This window comes from Proteus sp. CA142267, assembly GCF_003336825.1.
In the GTDB taxonomy this organism is placed as follows: Bacteria; Pseudomonadota; Gammaproteobacteria; order Enterobacterales; family Enterobacteriaceae; genus Proteus; species Proteus terrae.
Genome location: NZ_QPMG01000007.1, coordinates 183434 through 205799, shown reverse-complemented (window position 1 = coordinate 205799; position 22366 = coordinate 183434). Strand labels below are relative to the sequence as shown.

19 protein-coding genes and 1 riboswitch are annotated in these 22366 nt (G+C 39.1%); of the genes, 7 read left to right on the top strand and 12 right to left on the bottom strand.

Annotated features, from left to right (window positions below; all coding sequences use genetic code 11):
* From C0T34_RS18230 to btuB, 3 genes are all read right to left on the bottom strand, one after another.
* The coding region (locus C0T34_RS18230; RefSeq protein WP_204100981.1) for a hypothetical protein at nt 1-203 on the bottom strand (203 nt) is incomplete at its 3' end.
* 88 nt (nt 204-291) lie between these two features.
* Entirely contained in the window at nt 292-1158 is an 867-nt protein-coding gene (murI, locus tag C0T34_RS13115; protein ID WP_098941427.1) for a glutamate racemase, read from the bottom strand.
* On the bottom strand, nt 1103-2977 hold the full coding sequence (gene btuB / locus C0T34_RS13110; protein WP_109850287.1) for a TonB-dependent vitamin B12 receptor BtuB: 1875 nt from the start codon (nt 2975-2977) through the stop codon (nt 1103-1105). The genes murI and btuB overlap by 56 nt, the downstream gene beginning before the upstream one ends.
* A 68-nt stretch (nt 2978-3045) precedes the next feature.
* Nucleotides 3046-3252: riboswitch (cobalamin riboswitch) on the bottom strand.
* Nucleotides 3253-3365: 113 nt separating this feature from the next.
* On the opposite strand from btuB, the gene trmA reads away from it, so the two are divergent.
* A complete protein-coding gene (gene trmA, locus C0T34_RS13105) occupies nt 3366-4463 on the top strand; it encodes a tRNA (uridine(54)-C5)-methyltransferase TrmA (protein WP_098941429.1) in 1098 nt (365 codons plus the stop codon).
* Nucleotides 4464-4586: 123 nt separating this feature from the next.
* On the opposite strand, the gene C0T34_RS13100 is transcribed toward trmA, so the two are convergent.
* Entirely contained in the window at nt 4587-4988 is a 402-nt protein-coding gene (locus C0T34_RS13100) for a YijD family membrane protein (RefSeq protein ID WP_098941430.1), read from the bottom strand.
* Nucleotides 4988-5674 carry an HTH-type transcriptional repressor FabR gene (gene fabR / locus C0T34_RS13095; RefSeq protein WP_098941431.1) on the bottom strand — a complete coding sequence of 229 codons (687 nt, stop codon included), beginning with the start codon at nt 5672-5674 and terminating at the stop codon, nt 4988-4990. Before fabR ends, C0T34_RS13100 begins: the two co-directional genes overlap by 1 nt.
* A 199-nt stretch (nt 5675-5873) precedes the next feature.
* Between fabR and sthA the strand changes: the two genes are divergently transcribed.
* Complete coding sequence (gene sthA, locus C0T34_RS13090; protein ID WP_069366816.1) at nt 5874-7271, top strand: Si-specific NAD(P)(+) transhydrogenase; 1398 nt, start codon at nt 5874-5876, stop codon at nt 7269-7271.
* Here sthA and oxyR read toward each other — a convergent pair.
* The 5 genes from oxyR to argC all read right to left on the bottom strand — a co-directional run bounded on the left by oxyR (nt 7263) and on the right by argC (nt 12983).
* Nucleotides 7263-8180, bottom strand: coding sequence for a DNA-binding transcriptional regulator OxyR (gene oxyR, locus C0T34_RS13085; protein WP_075672972.1), 918 nt, complete (start codon nt 8178-8180; stop codon nt 7263-7265). The genes sthA and oxyR overlap by 9 nt on opposite strands.
* Before the next feature lie 260 nt (nt 8181-8440).
* On the bottom strand, nt 8441-9823 hold the full coding sequence (gene argH, locus C0T34_RS13080; protein ID WP_098941432.1) for an argininosuccinate lyase: 1383 nt from the start codon (nt 9821-9823) through the stop codon (nt 8441-8443).
* 77 nt (nt 9824-9900) lie between these two features.
* Nucleotides 9901-11109 (bottom strand): argininosuccinate synthase, encoded by a 1209-nt coding sequence (locus C0T34_RS13075; protein ID WP_098941433.1) that lies wholly within the window; start codon nt 11107-11109, stop codon nt 9901-9903.
* A 75-nt stretch (nt 11110-11184) separates the two neighbouring features.
* Nucleotides 11185-11958 carry an acetylglutamate kinase gene (gene argB / locus C0T34_RS13070; RefSeq protein WP_098941434.1) on the bottom strand — a complete coding sequence of 258 codons (774 nt, stop codon included), beginning with the start codon at nt 11956-11958 and terminating at the stop codon, nt 11185-11187.
* A 20-nt stretch (nt 11959-11978) separates the two neighbouring features.
* Nucleotides 11979-12983: an N-acetyl-gamma-glutamyl-phosphate reductase gene (gene argC, locus C0T34_RS13065; RefSeq protein ID WP_098941435.1), complete on the bottom strand. Its 1005-nt coding sequence runs from the start codon at nt 12981-12983 to the stop codon at nt 11979-11981.
* A gap of 100 nt (nt 12984-13083) precedes the next feature.
* Here argC and argE point away from each other — a divergent pair, with 100 nt between their 5' ends.
* On the top strand, nt 13084-14247 hold the full coding sequence (argE, locus tag C0T34_RS13060; protein WP_109850286.1) for an acetylornithine deacetylase: 1164 nt from the start codon (nt 13084-13086) through the stop codon (nt 14245-14247).
* An 81-nt stretch (nt 14248-14328) separates the two neighbouring features.
* Here argE and poxB read toward each other — a convergent pair whose 3' ends face one another.
* A complete protein-coding gene (poxB, locus tag C0T34_RS13055) occupies nt 14329-16053 on the bottom strand; it encodes a ubiquinone-dependent pyruvate dehydrogenase (protein WP_109850285.1) in 1725 nt (574 codons plus the stop codon).
* A gap of 568 nt (nt 16054-16621) precedes the next feature.
* On the opposite strand from poxB, the gene C0T34_RS13050 reads away from it, so the two are divergent.
* From C0T34_RS13050 to C0T34_RS13040, 3 genes are read left to right on the top strand one after another with little or no spacing between them, the layout of a single operon-like run.
* The gene (locus tag C0T34_RS13050; RefSeq protein WP_023583450.1) at nt 16622-17443 is read left to right on the top strand and encodes a DUF3100 domain-containing protein; all 822 of its coding nucleotides are present in this window, start codon (nt 16622-16624) and stop codon (nt 17441-17443) included.
* On the top strand, nt 17440-17889 hold the full coding sequence (locus C0T34_RS13045; RefSeq protein WP_006534124.1) for a hypothetical protein: 450 nt from the start codon (nt 17440-17442) through the stop codon (nt 17887-17889). The genes C0T34_RS13050 and C0T34_RS13045 overlap by 4 nt, the downstream gene beginning before the upstream one ends.
* The gene (locus C0T34_RS13040; RefSeq protein WP_023583449.1) at nt 17889-19067 is read left to right on the top strand and encodes a M20 family metallopeptidase; all 1179 of its coding nucleotides are present in this window, start codon (nt 17889-17891) and stop codon (nt 19065-19067) included. Before C0T34_RS13045 ends, C0T34_RS13040 begins: the two co-directional genes overlap by 1 nt.
* Before the next feature lie 65 nt (nt 19068-19132).
* Here the strand turns inward: C0T34_RS13040 and C0T34_RS13035 are convergent, their stop codons facing one another.
* On the bottom strand, nt 19133-20146 hold the full coding sequence (locus C0T34_RS13035) for a LysR substrate-binding domain-containing protein (protein ID WP_109850284.1): 1014 nt from the start codon (nt 20144-20146) through the stop codon (nt 19133-19135).
* Between the two features lie 708 nt (nt 20147-20854).
* On the opposite strand from C0T34_RS13035, the gene proP reads away from it, so the two are divergent.
* On the top strand, nt 20855-22357 hold the full coding sequence (proP, locus tag C0T34_RS13030) for a glycine betaine/L-proline transporter ProP (RefSeq protein WP_098941438.1): 1503 nt from the start codon (nt 20855-20857) through the stop codon (nt 22355-22357).
* Nucleotides 22358-22366: the final 9 nt, after the last annotated feature.

The window sequence follows — 22366 nt, the reverse complement described above, 5'->3', positions numbered from 1 at the left end:
CGTCTCTGCGAGTGCCCACACAGATTGTCTGATAATTTGTTAAAGAGCAGTGCAACAATCGCTGCCGTTTCCGGTCTTCTGCGTTGTTGCGAGGAGGTGCATTCTACATCTTCCTCATTTTGTGTCAAGCGTTTATTTTCAAGGCTTTTCACTTTTTTCTTTGTTCTCTCAGCTAACTCACTTAGCGTGGTTTGCCGTGACAACGAGGGCGCATTATAGGGAGTTTTGTGAAGCTGGCAACACTTTTTTTGAGTTTTTTTACTGACCGTTGAATTTTCAATCAAATTGCACTTAAAGCGCCAGTTTTCTGAGCGATTCGAAGCCAAAACTCGCCAAAACAGGTTTTAGTAATTCGCTATTCTCATCTTCTTTTAAGCAATAAGCGAAGCTAATTTCATTTGAACCTCTTATTTTCGCTTGATTTACGACCAACCACGCAGTTCTTCGTGCAATTGCAGCACCAGAATCGATAATTCGTGTGCCATCAGGTAAAACAGAAAGAAGTTCATCCGCTAATAAAGGGAAATGAGTACAGCCTAATACCACTGTATCGGGTGGCTCTTTCATTTTTAACCAAGGTGTAAGAATTTTGCGAAGCTCATCTAAAGGAACCTCTTCACCATGAAGTTTCCTTTCTGCTAGTTCCACCAGCTCAGCCGAACCTAAAGAGTGAACTTTGCAATCAGTTGCAAAGCGTTCAATAAGTTCGTGAGTATAAGGACGTTTAACTGTTGCTCTGGTCGCTAATAATCCAACCACGCCGTTACACGTTAATTTAGCCGCTGGCTTAATAGCTGGAACAACACCCACAATAGGGATCTCTGTAAACTTCGCGCGTAAAGCAGGAAGGCTTACTGTACTTGCTGTATTACAAGCAATAACAATTGTGGCGAGATCATGTTTTTCAGCAACAGCGCTAACTATTCGAACAACACGGTCAATAATAAACTCTTGTGATTTTTCACCGTAGGGGAACGCTTCATTATCGAAAACATAGATATAGTGAGCCTCCGGTAGTTTTTCACGGATCTCACGATAAACAGATAAACCGCCAACCCCTGAATCAAAAACTAATACAGTAGGGTTAGCGGTAGATAGTGCATCAGAAGTTGTAACTTCCTGTGAGGAAGTATTCTCGTCCTGGCGTGCGATAGCCATAAGCTGTCTCATAATCTTTATCAAACAGGTTGGCTATTCTACCACGAATTGAGAGATGTGATGTAATAGGATATGAAGCAGTTAGATCCCAAATACTCACACCGCCTAAAGAAATAGGTTTAGCTGGGCTTGTACCGAAATCTTTGTCTGTACGCTGACCGATATATTGGTAAGTCACCCCCATATCGAGTTTCTCAACTTGCCAATCAAGTTGATATTTCAGCTGTTGACGAGCACGACGATCAAGACGTTGATGTGTTTCTTTATTTCTTGCATCTATATATTGCAGGTTAAAGGTGTGATGAAAAATCCAAGTATCCATTTCACCTGTAAATTCCACACCTTTAATTAAAGCTTTACCAACATTGTAATTACGATATGGATAGTTCGATTCACCTTGGATCAAAGAGTTCACATCATTACGATACGCCGTTAATCGCCACTCTAAAGGTCCAGTAAGTCCTTCAAAGCCTCCTTCCCACTGTTTACTCTTTTCAGGTTGTAAGTCTGGGTTACTTCCCCATTCACTATAAAGTTGCATCAGTGTCGGAGCTTTAAATGCCGTACCATAACCACCAACCACACGATAACCATCGACAAACTCCCAACCTAGGTTAGTTTGCCAAGTAGTATGCCAGCCATACTCTGAATGCTTATCAGAACGCACAGAAGCTTCAGCTATAATTTCGCCTAATTTCTGCTGTCCTGTTAGATATAAACCGGTATTATCGAAATGCTCTTTATTAGGAAACCCGTTAGAACCTGCTTTAATAGATTGACGTTGCCAATCAACACCACCACCAATACTGCCATTCCCTAATAAAAGGTGGTTTCCCCACTGCACATTATATTGTTCAGAGTTGGTAAAACGGCTTCCTTTACCATAGCGACCATAACGAGGATCATAGTCATAATCTTTGGTGTAGTTATAGCTAGTATTTAAAGAAGAAGAATAGTTATCGTGATGAAATTTCACGCCACCATCATAGGTGCGGCTAAACAGTGCTCTTGTATCCGTTAAGGTTTTATTATAACTGTCATAATAAGCATCATAAGCGGTGCGATTATCAAAACCATAAGCACGTGCATATAAAGAAATATCATCGTTAATATCGTGATTAACCCCTAACCACAGTGACTTATTCATAAAGCCATCGCGATCAGGTTGCAGATATCCACCGGTATTTCCATTCGCCTCTACATCATAACCTTTAGTATAGAGATAACTACCTGCTGCCGTTAATGTCGTTCTATCCCCAACTTTCTGTTTTACAGAGCCATCATATTCTTGATAACCATGAGAACCCATTGTGGCATTAAGCGTTCCTCCTTCTGTTTTTCTTTCCGTGAGGATATTAATCACACCACCAATTGCATCAGAACCATAAACAGAAGAACGAGGCCCTCTTATATATTCAATACGTTGAACAAGAGAAAGAGGAATTTGGCTAATATCTGAACTACCAGATACATTAGCCTGATTTAAACGCACACCATCCACTAAAATAAGAACATGACGAGATTCAGCCCCACGTACATAAATAGAGCTCATCTGCCCTATCCCGCCGTTTTGCCCCACATCAATACCCGGCATTCTGCGTAATACATCAATAACACTATTACTCTGCCAGCGATCGATCTGTTCACGTTCAACAACAGTGATAGGCGCTAGAATAGAAGAGTTAGGTTCTTGAAAGCGATTCGCGGTCACACTTAATGTATCGCTGTTATTCGCAAGCGCACTAAAACTGCTCACCATGACACTCAAAGCCACACTCGAAGCTATACTTGAAATAAAGAAAACTTTTTTATTATTCATGAAAATCTGCATCCAACAGAATAAGTAGCAGGATGCCGCCAAAATTAAATAAAGCGCGTATTTAATTTAAGATGCGACAAGTCTTCGGCAGGTCTTCGGACTCTAGGTTAAATAAACAATTTGTGTATTTAAGATAATGACTTCCCACTGCACTTATTAAGGTGCTTTGTAGTGTCTTTTATTATCCTTGATCCTATTACCGCTGCGCGTCAGTTCTGGCTTTGCACCAGATTCCCTTTTCACTCCTATAGGAGACCGAATAACTATGCTACGATTTCAAATCCACTGAGTCCAGAAATTGAACATGAAGAATACTGGACATCTTCATGAGGATCTCTACAATTTCGCTCGCTTAACTTTATTACTGCCAAAAAAAAGGCGAGATACCATGCAGAATTCATTACCAACGCAAACATATCAGTCTCAACTGAATGAAAAAACACAACGTCTACAAACGATGATGGCTCCTTTTAATGCGCCTGAAGCAGAGGTTTTTTCATCACCAGAACAACATTATCGTATGCGTGCGGAATTCCGTATCTGGCATGAAGAAGATTCTCTTTATCATATTATGTTTGACCAAGAGACTAAGCAGCGTATTCGTGTTGATCAATTTCCGATTGCCAGCCAACTTATTAATAAAATGATGGTTGCCCTGTTAGCAGAAATAAAAGATAAACCGACACTCAGAAAGAAACTGTTTCAGATTGATTATCTTTCTACGTTGAGTAATAAAATTATTGTCTCACTGCTTTATCACAAGAAAATTGATGAAACTTGGCAACAAGAAGCAATGGCATTACGCCAATCATTAATTGCTCAAGGATTTGATGTGCAATTAATCGGTCGTGCATATAAAACAAAAATTATGCTCGATAACGATTTTATTGATGAAGTATTACCTATCGCCGGTAAAGAGATGATTTATCGCCAAGTTGAAAATAGCTTCACGCAACCTAATGCACAGGTCAATATTAAGATGTTGGAATGGGCATTACAGGCAACGGAAAATGCAAAAGGCGATCTGCTTGAGCTGTATTGCGGTAATGGTAACTTTTCATTAGCGCTCGCGCGTAATTTTGATCGTGTACTAGCAACAGAAATTGCCAAGCCTTCTGTTTATGCCGCGCAATATAATATTGCAATGAACCATATTGATAATGTGAAGATTATTCGCATGTCTGCAGAAGATTTTACTCAAGCAATGAATGGAGTAAGAGAATTTAAACGCCTAGAAGGGATTGATTTAAAAGATTACCAGTGCGAAACCATTTTTGTTGACCCACCTCGTAGTGGTTTAGACGAGAAAACTGTAGAGTTGGTTAAAAGTTACCCTAGCATTTTATACATTTCTTGTAACCCAGAAACACTGTGTCATAATTTGGAAACGCTAATTAAAACACACAAAATCAGTAAATTAGCTTTATTCGATCAGTTCCCATATACCCATCATATGGAATGTGGCGTGTTATTAGAAAAAAGATAACTGCTTATTTCACTCGTTATAGATAAAAAATCTGCAATAGCACGAATAAAAACAAAAACACCAGCAAGGTAACTTGCTGGTGTCAAAATTTCGCTGTGTTTACAACAAAGAGATAAGTACAGGCTAGTACTGTTCTGCTTGTGATGCTCTTTCAGCTTCTTCTGCCTGTATACGTAGGCGTTGACGCTGTTTGAACTGGCGATAAATCCACAACGCAACGATAACAATACACACTGAAGAGAAGAAATTTGAACCCCATTCAGGGTTAACGGTTCTGGTGTAAGCGTTATAACCGAATAGACCTAATAAAAAGAATGAAAAAATCAGCTTAGGCATACCATCGGTCATGGGTTGATTTAAATAGCGCTGATATAAACAGTAAACTGCCAAGATTAAACTGATGAGTGGGAAAACCGACCACGTCTCAATAAATGAATTAAAAAAACTCGAATAAGTACCATGTAAAGCGACACCAATGACTGTGGCAAGTAATAGCGTGCTTTTTTCACAGCGATTTTGTTCCATCATTTGTCTCCTTTCTGATGCGTTTTTTTCTTTATCTCTGGGTTATCTTGTAGAGGTGTTTGCGTTTCTTGCTCACGTCGATACCAATAATAGGCACCTTTAGCAATCATTCGCAGTTGTATAACTAATCTTTCTTCTAATTGTTGACGCTTTTCAATATCGATATCCAGTGCTTCTGCGCCTGCACTAAATACAATAGTGACCATTGCTTCAGATTGCATTTCTGTAAAATAACGTGGCATATGGCTTTCTTGCTCAAGATAGTCTGCCAGTTCTGCAATAAAATGTTGGATCTCTCGTGCGACTGCGGCACGAAATTCCGCCGAAGTCCCAGAACGCTCACGTAATAATAATCGAAACGCATTAGGATTATTGCCAATGAATTCCATAAAAGTAGCTACTGATGTTCTAATAACACTGCCACCTTTCGCAATACGTTGACGTGCTTGGCGCATTAATTGACGTAACATCAATCCACTTTCATCAACCATCGTGAGTCCTAGTTCATCAACATCTTTAAAATGACGATAAAATGAAGTAGGTGCAATACCAGCTTCTCTAGCCACTTCTCGTAAACTTAGGCTTGTAAAGCTACGCTCAGCACTGAGTTGGCTAAAAGCAGCTTCAATTAAAGAGCGACGGGTTTTTTCTTTTTGTTTAGCTCTGATGCCAATATTATTACTCACGGAAATCCTGATAATCCTAATTTGGTTTATACTCAATATATCAAACTTTGTTAAAAAAGCAGTGCGTACAATCATCTCTCAAGACACATTCTCATAAAAACTCAACAAAGTGTGACTAATGCCCTTAATGTCAATTGGGCTATTATTCATTCTAATGTTAATATAGCGTTGTCGGTTTGTATAAAACAGGTCTCTTCCTATGCAACATTCTCATTTCGATGCAATTGTGATCGGTTCAGGTCCTGGTGGTGAAGGCGCGGCCATGGGGCTTGTTAAACAAGGAAAGCGCGTCGCAGTTATAGAACGTTATAACAAAGTCGGTGGCGGCTGTACTCACTGGGGAACTATTCCTTCAAAAGCCCTACGTCACGCAGTAAGTCGTATTATCGAATTTAATCAAAACCCGCTTTACAGTGACCAATCTCGTCTGATTAACTCCTCTTTCTCTCAAATACTTCGCCAAGCCAGTACAGTAATTAGTCAGCAGACTAAAATGCGTCAAGGTTTCTACGAGCGTAATAATTGTACAATGTATTCGGGCGAAGCGGCGTTTATTGATGAGCACAGGATCAGCGTGCGTTATCCTGATGGTACTTGCGATATTCTTTCAGCAGATAACTTTATTATTGCAACAGGCTCGCGTCCTTATTGCCCGCCAGATGTCGATTTCTCTCATTCTCGTATTTATAACAGTGACACTATTCTCGATTTAGAGCATGAACCTCACCATGTCATTATTTATGGTGCTGGTGTCATTGGTTGTGAATATGCCTCTATTTTTAGAGGATTAAGAGTAAAAGTAGACTTAATTAATACTCGTGATCACCTATTGTCTTTCCTTGATCAAGAGATGTCTGATGCACTTTCTTATCACTTCTGGAATAACGGCATTGTTATTCGTCATAATGAAGAATATGAAAGTATTGAAGGTGTCGATGATGGTGTAATTGTTCACTTAAAATCAGGTAAAAAAGTCAAAGCAGATTGCCTACTTTATGCGAATGGTCGAACAGGAAATACAGACACACTTGGCTTAGAAAACGTGGGTATTAAAACAGATAGTCGTGGACAAGTTTCTGTTAATGCACATTACCAAACCAGTTGTGAACACATTTATGCAGTCGGTGATGTCATCGGTTACCCAAGTCTAGCTTCAGCCGCTTATGATCAAGGTCGAATTGCAGCTTTGGCGATCACAACCGGAAAATCAGAAACGCATTTAATTGAAGATATTCCGACGGGGATCTACACCATTCCTGAAATTAGTTCTGTTGGTAAAACAGAGCAACAACTCACTGCAATGAAAATTCCTTATGAAGTGGGCCGCTCTCAATTTAAACATCTGGCAAGAGCGCAAATTGCAGGTATGAATGTGGGGAGTTTGAAAATTCTCTTCCACCGTGAAACTAAGCAAATTTTAGGTATTCACTGCTTCGGTGAGCGTGCGGCTGAAATTATTCATATCGGCCAAGCGATTATGGAGCAAAAAGGTGAAGGCAATACTATCGAGTATTTCGTTAATACTACCTTCAACTATCCAACAATGGCAGAAGCCTACCGTGTTGCTGCACTTAATGGTTTAAATCGCTTATTTTAATGCGTTTTGTTTTTCTGCATAAAATGCGGTCATATGTTCACGGATTGTCTCTGCTAACTGTTCATAACGATTACGCAAAGGCGATCCGGGACGATAAACCAAAATAATAGAACGTGATGGATTGGGATCAGTGCATTCTAGATAACAAACCCCATCACGTTTTTGTTCTTGGGGCACCGATAAATCAGGTAATAACGTTATTCCACTACCAGCAGCGACCATATTACGCAAAGTCTCTAAACTCGTTGCTCTAAAATGCGTATCTTCTTTCGCCCCCGCTTGGAAGCAAAAACCTAACGCTTGATCGCGTAAACAGTGCCCATCTTCTAACATTAATAAACGCTGACCTGCTAAGTCGCCCATCGGTACAGACTCGCGTTCATGCCAAGGATGTCCTTCATAAATCGCTAACTTCATTGGCTCTTCAAATAGAGGCACTTCAATAAATGGCGCACTCTCTTTTACCATTGCTAAAATTGCACAATCGAGTTTTCCGCTATCTAACTGAGCTAATAAGCTATGAGTTTGTGCTTCATGAAGATACATCTCTAACTTAGGGTAGTTTTTATGTAATTCAGGAATAATATGAGGCAATAAATAAGGGCCAACAGTAGGAATAAGCCCAATATGTAAAGGCCCAGCCATACTTTCGCCTTGCAATGAAGCCATTTCTTGTAGCACTTTGACTTCACGTAAAACGGTTTTCGCTTGATCCACCAGCAACAAGCCTTGTTGAGTAAACAGAACCTTACGGCTAGTTCTTTCAAGCAACATCACACCAAGTTCATCTTCAAGTTTACGAATTTGACCACTTAATGTTGGCTGACTCACATGGCAAGAATCTGCCGCACGACGAAAATGTTTATGCTCAGCTAGAGCCACCAGATATTCCAAGTCACGGATATTCATTGCAGATCCCACATTTATTGCTGATAGTTAATGTCTATAGATAATATAGTAACTGATAAATTTTTCTATCAGTCGAATGTTATTCTGTCTCTCTTTTTCAATATTTTTTGAATAAACAACTCAAATAAAACTAATTACTTCATACTCTAAAGAATTCAAGATGAATATAGATATTATCGGCAATTTAAAATAAAAGAACAGAGTGATATTCACTCTGTTCTTTTTTAATAACAATAAGTTGTCTCAGATAAACTCTTTTCTTACTTATCCATATCTAAAATTTCTTTGGCTTTTGTTATCGCATAAGCAACCTGTTTTTGAGAAACACCACCTTTTGCAAGACGTTTATCTAAGCAAGATTGAAGCGATAAAATATCGTACACATCAATCATGATTTTACTGTTAAACATCTGTAATTCAGAAAGAGGGAGTTCTTCAATCGCTTTACCTTGCTCAATAGCGCAAACAACCACTTCACCCACAATATGGTGAGCTTCACGAAATGGCACACCTTTAGCAACAAGATAATCTGCCAGTTCAGTGGCATTCGCATAACCTTGTTTAGCCGCTTCTTCACAACGAGAGCGACGGATTTGTATCCCATCAAGAACAAGAGTTGCCATATGCAAACAATCAGACCATGTATCGATGGCGTCAAATAGCCCTTCTTTATCTTCTTGCATATCTTTATTGTAAGCGAGAGGCAAACCTTTTAAGGTCATCATCATGCCAGTTAATGCGCCTTGTACTCGTCCACATTTCCCACGGATAAGCTCCAATGCATCTGGGTTTTTCTTTTGTGGCATTAATGATGAGCCAGAAGTCACTTTGTCTGATAATTCAATAAAGCCCGCTTCACCACTATTAAAGAAAATAAGATCTTCTGCAAAACGAGATAAATGCACCATACCAATAGCCGCAGAGGATAATAGCTCTAAGACATGATCACGATCGGATACGCTATCTAAGCTATTATTGGTTGCACTCGCAAAACCTAACCATCCCGCTAATTGTTCACGATCGATATCATAAGCCGTTCCGGCTAAAGCGCCACAACCTAATGGGCTGACATCTAAACGTTTTAATGCATCAGCTAAACGGCTTTCATCTCTGGCTAGCATTTCATTGTATGCTAAACACCAATGTGCAAAAGTGACTGGCTGAGCGCGCTGTAGATGAGTATAACCCGGCATCACGGCATTTTGATTTTGTTCTGCAGTGATAACTAAGGCTTTTTGTAGATCAACAATCGCTTGGCGAAGATGAATGACTTCTTCTTTACACCATAGTTTTAAGTCTGTTGCGACCTGATCATTACGGCTGCGGCCTGTATGTAATTTTTTACCTAAGTCACCCACTTTGGCGATAAGCTTACTTTCAACCCAGCTATGAATGTCTTCAGCATCACTTTGCAAGATAGACTGCGGGTTTGCCGTTACTTCTTCTGATAATTCATTTAACGCTTGCTCAAGTTGAGCTTGTTCATCTTGCGACAATACGCCAACTGTGACTAACGCTTTAGACCAAGCTACTGAGCCAAAGATATCCTGTTGTGCCAGTCGAAAATCAAACCGCAGTGAATCATTGAATTGTTTAAACCGTTGATCAGCTTCCTGACTAAAACGTCCACCCCAGAGTGCCATAATCGCTTCCTGTATTTATTTTGTGTAATAAAAAAGAGTGAGAGTGATGCTTGTTAGCACCACTCTATTGCTTTGCGTTATTTCTTGCTCAGTGCACGAATACGTGATGGCAGAGAATATAAACGGATAAAGCCTTCAGCATGACTGTGATCGTAAACTTCATCTTCACCAAAGGTTGCAAACTCTTCAGAGTACAGGCTGTTGTCTGATTTCTTCTGAATAGCATTCACATGACCTTTATAGAGCTCTAAAACCACTTCGCCATTCACATCTTTTGCCAGTGATTCAGCAGCAGCCTGTAGTGAAGCGCGAATTGGCGTAAACCAGCGACCATCATAAGCCACATAAGACATCTCTAAGCCTAGTTGCTGACGCCATTTAAATGCATCTCTATCAAGAACAAGTTGCTCAACACCACGCAGAGCCGCCATCATGATAGTGCCCCCAGGGGTTTCGTAACAGCCACGAGATTTCATTCCCACTAAACGGTTTTCAACAATATCAATACGTCCGATACCGTGCTTAACACCTAATGTATTTAATGTATCTAAACATTCAAAAGGTGATTGTGTTTTACCGTTTACTGCGACAACTTCACCCGCTTTAACTGTAACTGTGACTAATTCTGGCGTTTCTGGTGCTTTCTTAGGATCAACGGTCCATGCCCAGCAATCTTCATTTGACGCATTCCATGGGCTCTCTAATACGCCACCTTCTGTTGAAATATGCCATGCGTTTTCATCGCGGCTATAAATTTTCTCAAGAGTTGCTGTTGTTGGGATATTACGAACTTTTAGATAATCCAGCAGCGCTTCACGAGAACGTAAATCCCACTCTCTCCAAGGAGCAACCACTTTAAGTTGTGGAGCAAGTGCCGCATAAGTACTTTCAAAACGAACTTGGTCGTTACCTTTACCCGTTGCACCATGAGCAACAGCATCTGCACCTAATTTTAATGCGAGTTCAACTTGTGCTTTAGCGATAACAGGACGTGCCATTGAAGTACCTAATAAATAGCTACCTTCATATAAAGCACCTGTTTTTAATACAGGATAGACATAATCTTTGATAAACTCTTCACGTAAATCAACGACATAACACTCTGAAGCACCTGAAGCTAATGCTTTTTGTTCTACACCCACTAAATCATCACGGCTTTGACCAACATCAGCAACAAAAGCGACAACCTCACAGTTATCATAATGTTCTTTTAGCCAAGGAATGATTGCCGATGTATCCAATCCGCCAGAGTATGCCAATACGATTTTCTTAATACCTTTAGTCATAGTGATAACCTTCAATTCCCAATTTGTTTAAATTCTGCCAACTACCAAATAGCGATAAGATTTCTAGAGTGATTTTTAAGCTAAAATTCGGGTTCCTACTGCAACACCATTAAATAATGTCGTCAGTTTTTCAGCATGGCGCCAGCTTGCAATTTCAACAGGTCGTCCTAACGTTTTAGCTGCTTCCAATGCCGCATTTACTTTCACTATCATGCCGTCAGTGATAATGCCCTGATCGATTAACATCTGTGCTTTTTCAGCTGACATCTCAGCAATCTTCTGACCTTTACCATCTAAAATGCCACTGACATCAGAAAGCAGGACTAAATCAGCACCTAATGTTTCAGCAATAGCAGTTGCCGCTTGATCAGCATTCACATTCATCAGCTCACCTTTTTCAGTCATCCCGATAGAACTGATAATAGGTAGATAGCCAGCACCCAATAATAAATTGAGTAAATCAGGAGAGCCGGGAGTTGCATTTCCTACATGGCCTAACTCTTCATTGATTTGAGTGACTTTAGCTAATTGCCCATCACCCAAAGAAAGCCCCACACCATTAAGCCCAAACTTGGTTGCCCACGATAACAAAGTTTTATTGGCACTTCCGGCAAGCGCTCCTGTAATAATGTCTATCTGATCTGTCGGTGTGACACGAAGACCTTGCTTTTTCACCACAGGCAATTGCAATTTACCCATTAGTTCATCCACCAAACAGCCACCACCATGTACGATGACTAAAGGACGAGAATGTGTTGAGCGATATTGTTGTAATGCAGTGAAAAACCGCGTTAACGCTTCTTCATTATCAAGGAGTACGCCACCCAGTTTGATAATTAATGGTTCCATGAAACTTCCCTACTCATTATTTAAATAAGTGATTCGGTTTCAGCGAAACCAAACCGAATGTTCATACATTGCACTGCTTGTGCAGCAGCTCCTTTCAGCAAGTTATCTTCAACACCTACCACAATCAGATGTTCACCTTGCTGAGCAAATCCGATATCACAAAATGCGGTTCCTACAACGGCTTTTAATGCAGGCAATCCTTTTTCATAAACACGCACTAATGGTTTATCTTGATAAGCATCTTCAAAGACTTGTCTTACATCCTCTTGTGTCACTCCTGCTTTTAACTTACAGGTGATAGTGGCTAAGATCCCTCTCGCAAAATTGCCTAAATGGGGTGTAAAAATCACATCAATACCCAGATGTGTTGCAATTTCAGGTTGATGACGATGAGTAAACACGCCGTAAGGTTGCAAACTCACTTCACAAAAACTGCTGGTTAAGGAAGCTTTTCTACCTGCACCACTCACACCACTAGTCGCATTAATAACAGGCCACTGTGCTGCATCTAAAAGTCCCGCTTCCACTAAAGGTTTTAGTGACAGCTGAGAGACGGTTGGATAACAACCGGGCACAGCAATTAATTGCGCCTGACTAATAATGTCAGCATTCCATTCAGCTAATCCATAAACTGCCTGTGATAACCAATCAGTATTCTTATGCTCGAATCCATAGTATTGTTGATAAAAATGCTTGTTTTGTACTCGATAGGCGCCGGACAAATCAAATACCACACAGCCTAGCTCTAAAAAGACTGGGGCAATGTCATGGCTGACTTCATGAGCAGTTGCGAGAAAAACGATATCAATATTTTCAGCAGCTTTAGCGACATCAACCATCGGCTCAAGTGGCAGATCCACTAAACCACGATATTGTGGATGAAGTTCAGAAAAGCACTTTCCTGCATCTGCACTTTGAGCTGATACCATCAGTCTGCTCAAATTCACATGAGGATGCTGCTGAAGATAGGCGGCTAATTCAGCGCCAGTGTAACCACTTGCTCCTACAATCAGAGTATTTAACATGTCATTCTTACCTTGTACTATGAACACAAACCGATTAATGTATTTTTATTCAAAAAAAGTGCATGAATATTGATACTATTATGAAGAAAGGCTGTCAACAGTGAATATTAAATTACCTACATTTATTGAGATTTATCGTCAATTAATTGCAACACCCTCTATCAGTGCTACAGACGCTAAAAACGATCAAAGTAATGAAGCACTGATTAACTTGCTTGCTAATTGGTTGGAAACATTAGGTTTTTCAATTGAAATTCAACCTGTACCTGAAACACGAGGCAAATTTAACCTTCTTGCAACATTAGGAACCGGAAAAGGTGGATTATTGCTCTGTGGTCACACTGACACAGTACCGTTTGATGAAGGTCGTTGGACGCAAGATCCTTTTACACTGACAGAAAAAGAAAATAAGTTATATGGCTTAGGCACTGCTGATATGAAGGGCTTTTTTGCCTTTATTCTCGATGCATTGCGAGATATAGATACTAAGACGCTAACTCACCCTCTTTATATTCTCGCCACCGCTGATGAAGAAACCTCTATGGCAGGGGCACGTTATTTTGCTGCTAATACGGCAATCCGCCCTGATTTTGCCATTATTGGCGAACCCACATCACTAAAACCTATTCGTGCGCATAAAGGGCATTTATCAAATGCGATACGTATTACTGGGCAATCGGGACACTCTAGTGATCCAGAAAAAGGTGTAAATGCGATAGAGTTGATGCATGAATCTATTACTCACCTTAGTACACTGCGTGATACGTTAAAAACTCGCTATAACAACCCTGCATTTGTTATCCCTTATCCTACGATGAACTTTGGCTATATTAATGGCGGTGATGCAGCAAATAGAATTTGTGCTTGCTGTGAATTGCATATGGATATTCGCCCATTGCCGGGATTAACGCTGCAAGATTTGGATGATTTACTTCACGAAACATTAGCGCCAGTCAAAGCACGCTGGCCGGGGCGTTTAAGTGTTGAGGCGTTACACGATCCTATTCCGGGTTATGAGTGCCCAACCGATCACAAAATGGTCGCAGTGATCGAAAAACTATTAGGTGAGAAAGCGCAAACCGTGAATTACTGTACTGAAGCGCCGTTTATTCAAGATCTCTGCCCTACCTTAGTTTTAGGTCCAGGTTCTATTGAACAAGCACATCAACCTGATGAATTTATTGATATGGCATTTATTGAGCCAACGCGTGAATTAATGGGGCAATTAATTGAAAGTTTCTGTTTAACAGAGAAAGCGCAATAATGAAAAAACCCTATCAACTTATGTTGATAGGGTCTGGTTTATTTACGTATACTCTAAATAATTCGAGTTACCGATAGGCGATTAGCGTAACCAATTAGTCTTAGCAAGTTGAACAATTTCATCTCCTCGACCATTAATAATCGCTTTCATCATATACAGGCTAAAACCTTTTGCTTGTTCAAACTTCACTTCAGGAGGCATTGAAAGCTCTTGTTTTGCGGTGACTACATCGACAATCACAGGGCCATTATGTTCAAAGGCTTCTTGAAGTGCATGATCCAGATCTTCGCCTTTTTCTACTCGAATACCTTTAATACCAGACGCATTGGCAATAGCAGCAAAATCCGGGTTATGTAAATCTGTACCATCAGTTAAATAGCCACCGGCTTTCATCTCCATCGCGACAAAACCTAATACACTGTTATTAAAAATAATCACTTTAACAGGCAAATTCATTTGAGCTAATGAGATAAAATCCCCCATTAACATGGTAAATCCGCCATCACCACACATTGCTACAACTTGACGCTTTCTATCTAACGCTTGCACACCAATAGCTTGAGCCATCGCATTTGCCATAGAGCCATGATTAAACGATCCTAGTAAACGACGTTTTCCATTCATTCCAACATAACGAGCCGCCCACACTGTTGGCGTTCCGACATCACAGGTAAAAATGGCATCATCATTTGCTAGTTCACTTAATCGACGTGCCAAATATTGTGGGTGAATAAGTTCACGCTCACTGGGTTGTGCAAGTGCATCTAGATCTTGTCGTGCTTTGGCATAGTGTTTTAATGAAGCATCAAGGTGAGTGGTATCTGTTTTCTCTTTTAAACGAGGCTGTATCGCATTTAGTGTTGCTTTAATATCGCCAACCATCGCCATATCCACATGGCAATGTGAACCAAGACTGCTTGGATTAATATCAATTTGAATAATATTGGCTTTTGATGGATAAAATGCCCGATAAGGGAACTGCGTACCTAATAACACCAAAGTGTCGGCATTTTCCATCGCATGATAACCCGATGAAAAACCAATTAGCCCTGTCATTCCTACACTGTAGGGATTTTTCCATTCAATGTACTCTTTCCCCCGCAATGCGTGTACAACAGGGGCTTTTAAGGTTTGAGCCAACTTAATCACTTCATCACGAGCTTGAGCACACCCTGCACCGCACATTAAGGTGATGTTTTTTGCATTATTCAGTACATCGGATAGTTTTTCGATTTCGAAACGATTAGGCATGATGAGTGGAAATTGTAACGGATACCAATTTTCATGCGCATCTTCTGGGGCTGGTTTTAGTGCAACATCTCCCGGCAATACAACAACCGCAACCCCTTTTTTCAAAATAGCGGTTCGCATCGCAATGGCTAGCACTTGAGGGATCTGCTCTGGATTTGAGACTAACTCACAGTAATGACTGCATTCGCGAAAAAGTTCTTGAGGATGTGTTTCTTGAAAGTAATTGCTACCAATTTCAGCAGAAGGAATATGCGCAGCAATGGCTAACACAGGAACATGATTACGATGGCAATCAAAAAGCCCATTGATAAGATGTAAATTTCCCGGTCCACAAGAGCCAGCGCAAACCGCTAATTGGCCATTAACTGCCGCTTCTGCCCCTGCGGCAAACGCCGCAACTTCTTCATGGCGGGTTCCCATCCACTCAATTGTTCCCATCTTTCGCAAGCTATCACTTAATCCATTGAGAGAATCGCCTGTCACGCCCCAAATACGTTTTACACCTGCATTATGGAGTACTTTAGCAATATAAGTTGCAACGGTTTGCTTACTCATGGTGATATTTTTCCTCAGTTTTGGGTAAATTGCGCCTCTGCGAGCTACACTTATCTCCTTTCCATATTCTGTTTCTCTTCCTCATCAGCTTGCAGAGAAAATTATCTTACTAACTCAAATATAAAGAATAACACCAATCACTGTAATGTCACTGTCGTGATAAAGAGAGTACTGATAAAAATGTAAAAATAAAATATCACTTCCAAATACATTCATTAAACTTATAATAACCGCACCAAATAAGAATATATCTCATTAATAACGTATTATTATTTACTAAATGATAGACAAAATTAATTTATAGGATTATTTTAATAATTAAAATAATTTTTAATTATGATTTTTCCCTTCACATCTTTATTAACAATTAAGCTGACTCATTTCAGCCTTACTCACTGTCTTTATTAAAAAATTTAACTTTCTTCTATTTGTTAATAATTTTATCACCATTGTATTATTTCATGATCCATGAAAAAGAGGTATGAAATAAACATGACATTGGTCACGCTACCTTTTGCTTTTTGTCCTCTAGAATAAAGCCTGATTATTTTTCAACGGAGATTAACGGATGGACAAAAGTAGAAGTCCGATAAAGGTTTTCTTTATTAGTATTCTGGCAGTCCTTTTCTTAATTTTTATTTCACAATATGTCATTGGTAAAAAAGAAATTAAGATTGGCATTGCGGTAATACCTATTTTACCAATGCTATTTGCTGTAATTATTGGTATGTGTATATCTGCTGGATTTACCCGTAAAAAAATTAAAGTATGGGGTAAATTATTCACAGAAAAAGAAGAAGGCTTCTGCGGTAAAATGGTAGGTTTCAGCCTGCTTATTTTAGGTACACAATATGCAGGAATGATTGTTCCTAATATTAAAATGATTTTAAGTGTCGGTATTCCATTATTTGTTCAGGAACTCGGCAACTTATTACCAGTATTAATTGCGGTTCCATTAGCCATTAAATTTGGATTTGGTCGTCGTGCAATTGGTGCTTGTTCATCTATTAGCCGTGAACCTTCTATCGCTGTTATTCAAGGTAAATTTGGTACAGGCTCTCAGGAATATATTGGTGTATTAGCCATTTATTTATGTGGTTCTGTTATCGGTACTTTATGGTTTAGCGTATTAGGCAGTATTGCTCCATTAACTGGATTACATCCACTTGCTCTTGCGGCAGGCTCAGGCGTGGGTTCGGGTTCAATGTTAAGTGCGGCATCAGGTGCATTAATCAATGGTCTTGATGAAGCATTAGCACAGCAAGTATTAAGTGTTGCCGCTGCATCTAACTTATTATCTTCAGCACTAGGCGCACTATCATTAACCTATTTAGGTTTACCTCTTTCAGAAAAAATTTATAAAATTTTCACCAGAGGCAAAACTGCATGAAAAATATAATTATTGATATGAAATTTGTATTCGTTGCTATTTTACTGGCAATGTTTACTCAGACGTTAACATCAGGGATCGCTCTTTATGCAATGTGGGATAGCTTTATTGCTATGTCATTAGTGGTATTTATTTCACTCGTTGCAAAACATTATTTACCTTCATCTTTACCAACATTTGCTTATGCAACAATTATCGGGATACTTATTTGTTTACCCGAAACTCCGGTAAGAGATTTCTTTATTAGTTCTATTGGTAAAGTTTCTTTCTTATCTTGTTGTGTTCCTTTATTAGCATTTGCTGGTTTATCTGTTGGTGGTCAATTAGAAGAACTTAAGAAAATGTCATGGAAAGTTATTCTTATTTTCATGATTGTTTCAACTTGTTGTTTCTTTGGAGCATCAATCGTCGCGCAAATTGGATTTACTATCCAGGGAGTTATCTAATGAATAATATTTATAATGTCAGTGAAAAACTCTTTCAATTAAATGACTTTAGTAAAAAAACACGACAAGACCTACACAAAATACCTGAGCTATCAGGTGAAGAATATAAAACATCTAAATACTGTCGTGAATTAATGGAAAGTTTTGGTTATCAAATTAAAACTTTTGATGGATATACTGGCTTCACAGCAGACTTAATTGTTAATTCTGAATTTCCATTAATTGCTATCCGTGCTGATATGGACGGATTAGAAATGCCAGACTTAACGAATAATGAACATAGTTCAGTTCACCAAGGTTGTGCACACAACTGTGGTCACGATACTCATATGACTATGGCATTAACCAGTGCTAAATATCTTGCCGAAAATAGAGAAGAGATGAGCGCGAACGTTCGCTTTATTTTCCAAATGGCTGAAGAAGATATGCGTGTACCTGGCGCTGAAAAAATGGTTGAACTCGGTTGCATGGAAGGCGTTGATGAAACTTACGCACTTCATAATGATGCCGCGATTGAAACAGGTTGTGTTCGCTTTAATGATGGTGTGATGTCATCTTATGGCTCTGCATGGACATTAGATGTTTATGGTGTTTCTGCACATGGTTCAACACCACACAAAGGTTTAGATGCCATTCGTGAAGCAACGCGCTTAATTGATTATATGGATTATGTTGTTGCGAAGAAAACAGATCCATTTAGCCCTGCTGTCTTTGGTTGTGGCATGATCAATGGGGGAACAATCCCTAATGCATTAGCTGATCACGTACAGGCTCGCGGTACTATCCGCTCTATGGATGAAAATACCGACCAAGTACTGAAAGCAAGTTTTGATGAAATCGTTGCACGCAGTACAGCTGGCGGATTTAAAACCACATTAAGCTATAGTGGATACCCTGCTGTTGTGAATCACCCAACAGCACATCAGCGTTTATTAGATGCGATGCGTAAATTCTTACCAGAAGAGAATATTGAATCGAACGGTAAGCCAATGACAGGTAGTGAAGACTTTAGCTATATGGTTAACGCCACAAAAGGAAAAGTCGGTGCAATGTTCTTCTTAGGAAGTGGTAATCAAGCGAAAGGGATTAATAATTACCTTCACGCAAATCCTTATTTTGTCGATGATGATTGTTTATTAGTCGGTGCTCAGATTTTTGTTAATATTCTGACTCGCTAATCTCGATTATTCTGCCCTAAGCCCGTTATTGTCCCCGCAACAACGGGCTTTTTTTATTTTGATGTCTATTCTGCAACGCTATTATTCACATTCACTGAACGTAAATCAGGTAATCCTTGGTATACCTCTTTACTGTGCCATTGGGCTTCCCATTGATCTGGCATCTGAATAATATTTCTATCAATATGCGGCGCATAGAGAGAAATAAACTCATGCATATAATCTTTCATATGGGTATGTTTACTAACACAGATATGGGTATAACTCGGTTGCACTAAATGATCGATATTAATACATTTTAATGCGCCACCATCTTCCATCTCATCATAAGAGGCCGCCGCAATAACACCGATGCCTAAATGGCGCTTAACATAGTATTTAATAATCTCAGTATCCGTCGCTGTTAACGCCACCTTAGGCTTAAGATTATTTTTATAAAATACCTTGTCTAATTTAGATCCCCTTGTAAAACCAAAAACATAAGTAATCAGTGGATACTCTGCCATTTGCTCGATAGTAACCTGCTCATCATCTTTCAATAAAGCAAGAGGATGGTCATAAGGGACTAATAAACTACGAGTCCAACGATAACAAGGCAGTGTAATGAGATCTTCATAAAGGTGCATAGATTCTGTTGCGATAGCAAAATCCACATCGCCATTTTTAACCATCTCTGCTAGTTGAGCAGGTGCACCCTGATGAAAATGTAGAGAAATATTAGGGTAGTAGCGGCGAAAGTGATCAATCACATTAGGTAATGAATAACGTATCTGAGTATGTGTTGTTGCAATATGTAAATCGACTTTTTTATTACGATCTTCTTCAGCCACAATACTTTTGATTCGGTCAACCTGCCCAAGAATATCGCAAGCAATTTTATGAACTTCTTTACCCATCGGGCTTAAGGCTAATAAGTTATTATTTTTACGCACAAACAGTGACACACTTAATTCATCTTCTAATATTTTTAGTTGCTTACTGATTGTCGGTTGTGAGGTATAGAGTTTTTCAGCCGCATTAGTAATGTTGAAATTATTTTTCACGACTTCAACAAAGCTTTTCAGTTGATTAATGTTCATAGAGGTACCTGGGTTAATCTGCACAAATGCGCGGTTAATTATTAAATTTATAATTTGTTATTCTAAATATAGGTAACACTTAGCTACTTTTAATATCTCTGTAGTAATATCCCATAACTACCTTGATATAATCTTATAATAAGAATAGCGAGATCTATTCTATTATCCACATTTCTATCTTAATTATTCTCTCAAATAATTAAGTAAAATAAGGTGTTATTATTTGCTATTTATCTATCAGACTTGGCATTATGCACAATGCTCATACAAATACGTTAGCCTATATCAAAAAGAAACAAGTAACAGACATAACATATTGTTATTAAAATAAAAAATTGATTTAGTTTTTTATTTTCTCGCTTAGTATTTCCAGTTAACTTAACGCAAATTAACAATCACTAATGCCATAGATTTTACACAAAAGCAGAATTACGTTATGATATTGATCACATTTTAATACATAGAGGCTCTGTTTTGTTATATCAAAACAACAAAGAAAATTTCCTAATATCTTATTCAATCTTATCTATACTTAATAAATATTCTCTTATCTATTAGCTTAATACCACTATTACAATTTGGTAGAAGTAAGCTGTTTTTTAGTGAATTTTTATCACTCACTCTTCTCGCTAACAAATAGTCACTTCATTTCTTTTAATTAATTGATAAACAAAAAAATCACAAATACCTTAATAAAGGTCACTTAATATGAAAATGAAGAAAAAAAGAAACAAACCACTACAAATCAATGATATAACTATTATTGATGATAGTAAGCTCAAGAAGGCCATTACCGCTGCGGCATTAGGTAATGCCATGGAATGGTTTGACTTTGGTGTTTATGGCTTCCTTGCATATGTCTTAGGTCAAGTCTTCTTCCCGGGTGCATCTCCGGGAGTACAGATGATTGCAGCCCTCGCGACATTCTCAGTTCCCTTCCTGGTAAGGCCTTTAGGGGGAGTTGTATTTGGGATGTTAGGGGATAAATTTGGTCGTCAGAAAGTTTTATCTGTCACCATCATTATTATGGCACTCAGTACGTTTGCCATCGGTCTTATCCCTGCGTATGAAACCATCGGTATTTGGGCTCCAATTTTATTATTACTCGCTAAATTAGCACAAGGTTTCTCCATTGGTGGTGAATATTCAGGAGCGGCGATTTTCGTTGCTGAATACTCACCAGACCGTAAACGTGGATTTATGGGAAGCTGGTTAGACTTTGGTTCTATTGCTGGTTTTGTTATGGGTGCAGGTGTTGTTGTGCTTATCTCTACTATCCTTGGAGAAACAGCATTTCATGAATGGGGATGGCGTATCCCGTTCTTCTTAGCATTACCATTAGGTCTTATCGGCTTATATTTACGTCATGCTCTAGAAGAAACTCCAGCATTCCAACAACACGTTGATGAAATGAATAGCGACGACCGTAAATCTATCCAAGATCCACCTCGTGTGTCATTACGTGAAATTGCATCAAAATATTGGAAAAGCTTAACCGTCTGTGTAGGTTTGGTGATTGCCACTAACGTGACCTACTATATGTTATTAACTTATATGCCGAGTTATTTATCTCACAACCTAAATTATTCGGCAGATCACGGTGTACTGATCATCATCGCGATTATGATAGGTATGTTGTTTGTACAGCCGGTTATTGGGTTACTGAGTGATAAAATTGGTCGTAAACCGTTTGTTATCGGTGGTAGCATTGGGTTATTTATCCTTGCTTACCCTGCATTTATGATGATTAACAGTGATGAAATCGGCTTAATTTTCTTAGGGCTATTAATTCTTGCCGTTCTACTCAACTGTTTTACTGGGGTTATGGCATCAATTTTACCGGCTATTTTCCCAACCCATATTCGTTATAGTGCATTAGCGATTGCTTTTAATATTTCGGTACTAATTGCAGGGGCAACACCAACAGCGGCAGCTTGGTTAGTTGAAGCAACCGGTGATTTATACATGCCTGCTTATTACCTGATGATTGTCGCTGTTGTCGGCTTGATAACAGGTATCAAGATGATCGAAACCGCAAATAAACCTTTACGAGGTGCAACACCTGCGGCATCGGATAAATCAGAAGCTAAAGAAATTCTGTCTGAGCATTATGATAATATCGAACAACGTGTTGAAGATATTGAAGCAGAAATAGAAGCATTACAGAAAAAACGCCAAGCCCTAATCGATCAACATCCTAAGTTAGACTAAGAGAGGTTA

Excerpts from the sequence above, each read along its gene's own strand:
- murI (WP_098941427.1), bottom strand. The coding sequence starts at position 1,158 with ATGGCTATCGCACGCCAGGACGAGAATACTTCCTCACAGGAAGTTACA.
- btuB (WP_109850287.1), bottom strand. The coding sequence starts at position 2,977 with ATGAATAATAAAAAAGTTTTCTTTATTTCAAGTATAGCTTCGAGTGTG.
- trmA (WP_098941429.1), top strand. The coding sequence starts at position 3,366 with ATGCAGAATTCATTACCAACGCAAACATATCAGTCTCAACTGAATGAA.
- C0T34_RS13100 (WP_098941430.1), bottom strand. The coding sequence starts at position 4,988 with ATGGAACAAAATCGCTGTGAAAAAAGCACGCTATTACTTGCCACAGTC.
- sthA (WP_069366816.1), top strand. The coding sequence starts at position 5,874 with ATGCAACATTCTCATTTCGATGCAATTGTGATCGGTTCAGGTCCTGGT.
- oxyR (WP_075672972.1), bottom strand. The coding sequence starts at position 8,180 with ATGAATATCCGTGACTTGGAATATCTGGTGGCTCTAGCTGAGCATAAA.
- argH (WP_098941432.1), bottom strand. The coding sequence starts at position 9,823 with ATGGCACTCTGGGGTGGACGTTTTAGTCAGGAAGCTGATCAACGGTTT.
- C0T34_RS13075 (WP_098941433.1), bottom strand. The coding sequence starts at position 11,109 with ATGACTAAAGGTATTAAGAAAATCGTATTGGCATACTCTGGCGGATTG.
- argB (WP_098941434.1), bottom strand. The coding sequence starts at position 11,958 with ATGGAACCATTAATTATCAAACTGGGTGGCGTACTCCTTGATAATGAA.
- argC (WP_098941435.1), bottom strand. The coding sequence starts at position 12,983 with ATGTTAAATACTCTGATTGTAGGAGCAAGTGGTTACACTGGCGCTGAA.
- poxB (WP_109850285.1), bottom strand. The coding sequence starts at position 16,053 with ATGAGTAAGCAAACCGTTGCAACTTATATTGCTAAAGTACTCCATAAT.
- C0T34_RS13050 (WP_023583450.1), top strand. The coding sequence starts at position 16,622 with ATGGACAAAAGTAGAAGTCCGATAAAGGTTTTCTTTATTAGTATTCTG.
- C0T34_RS13045 (WP_006534124.1), top strand. The coding sequence starts at position 17,440 with ATGAAAAATATAATTATTGATATGAAATTTGTATTCGTTGCTATTTTA.
- C0T34_RS13040 (WP_023583449.1), top strand. The coding sequence starts at position 17,889 with ATGAATAATATTTATAATGTCAGTGAAAAACTCTTTCAATTAAATGAC.
- C0T34_RS13035 (WP_109850284.1), bottom strand. The coding sequence starts at position 20,146 with ATGAACATTAATCAACTGAAAAGCTTTGTTGAAGTCGTGAAAAATAAT.
- proP (WP_098941438.1), top strand. The coding sequence starts at position 20,855 with ATGAAAATGAAGAAAAAAAGAAACAAACCACTACAAATCAATGATATA.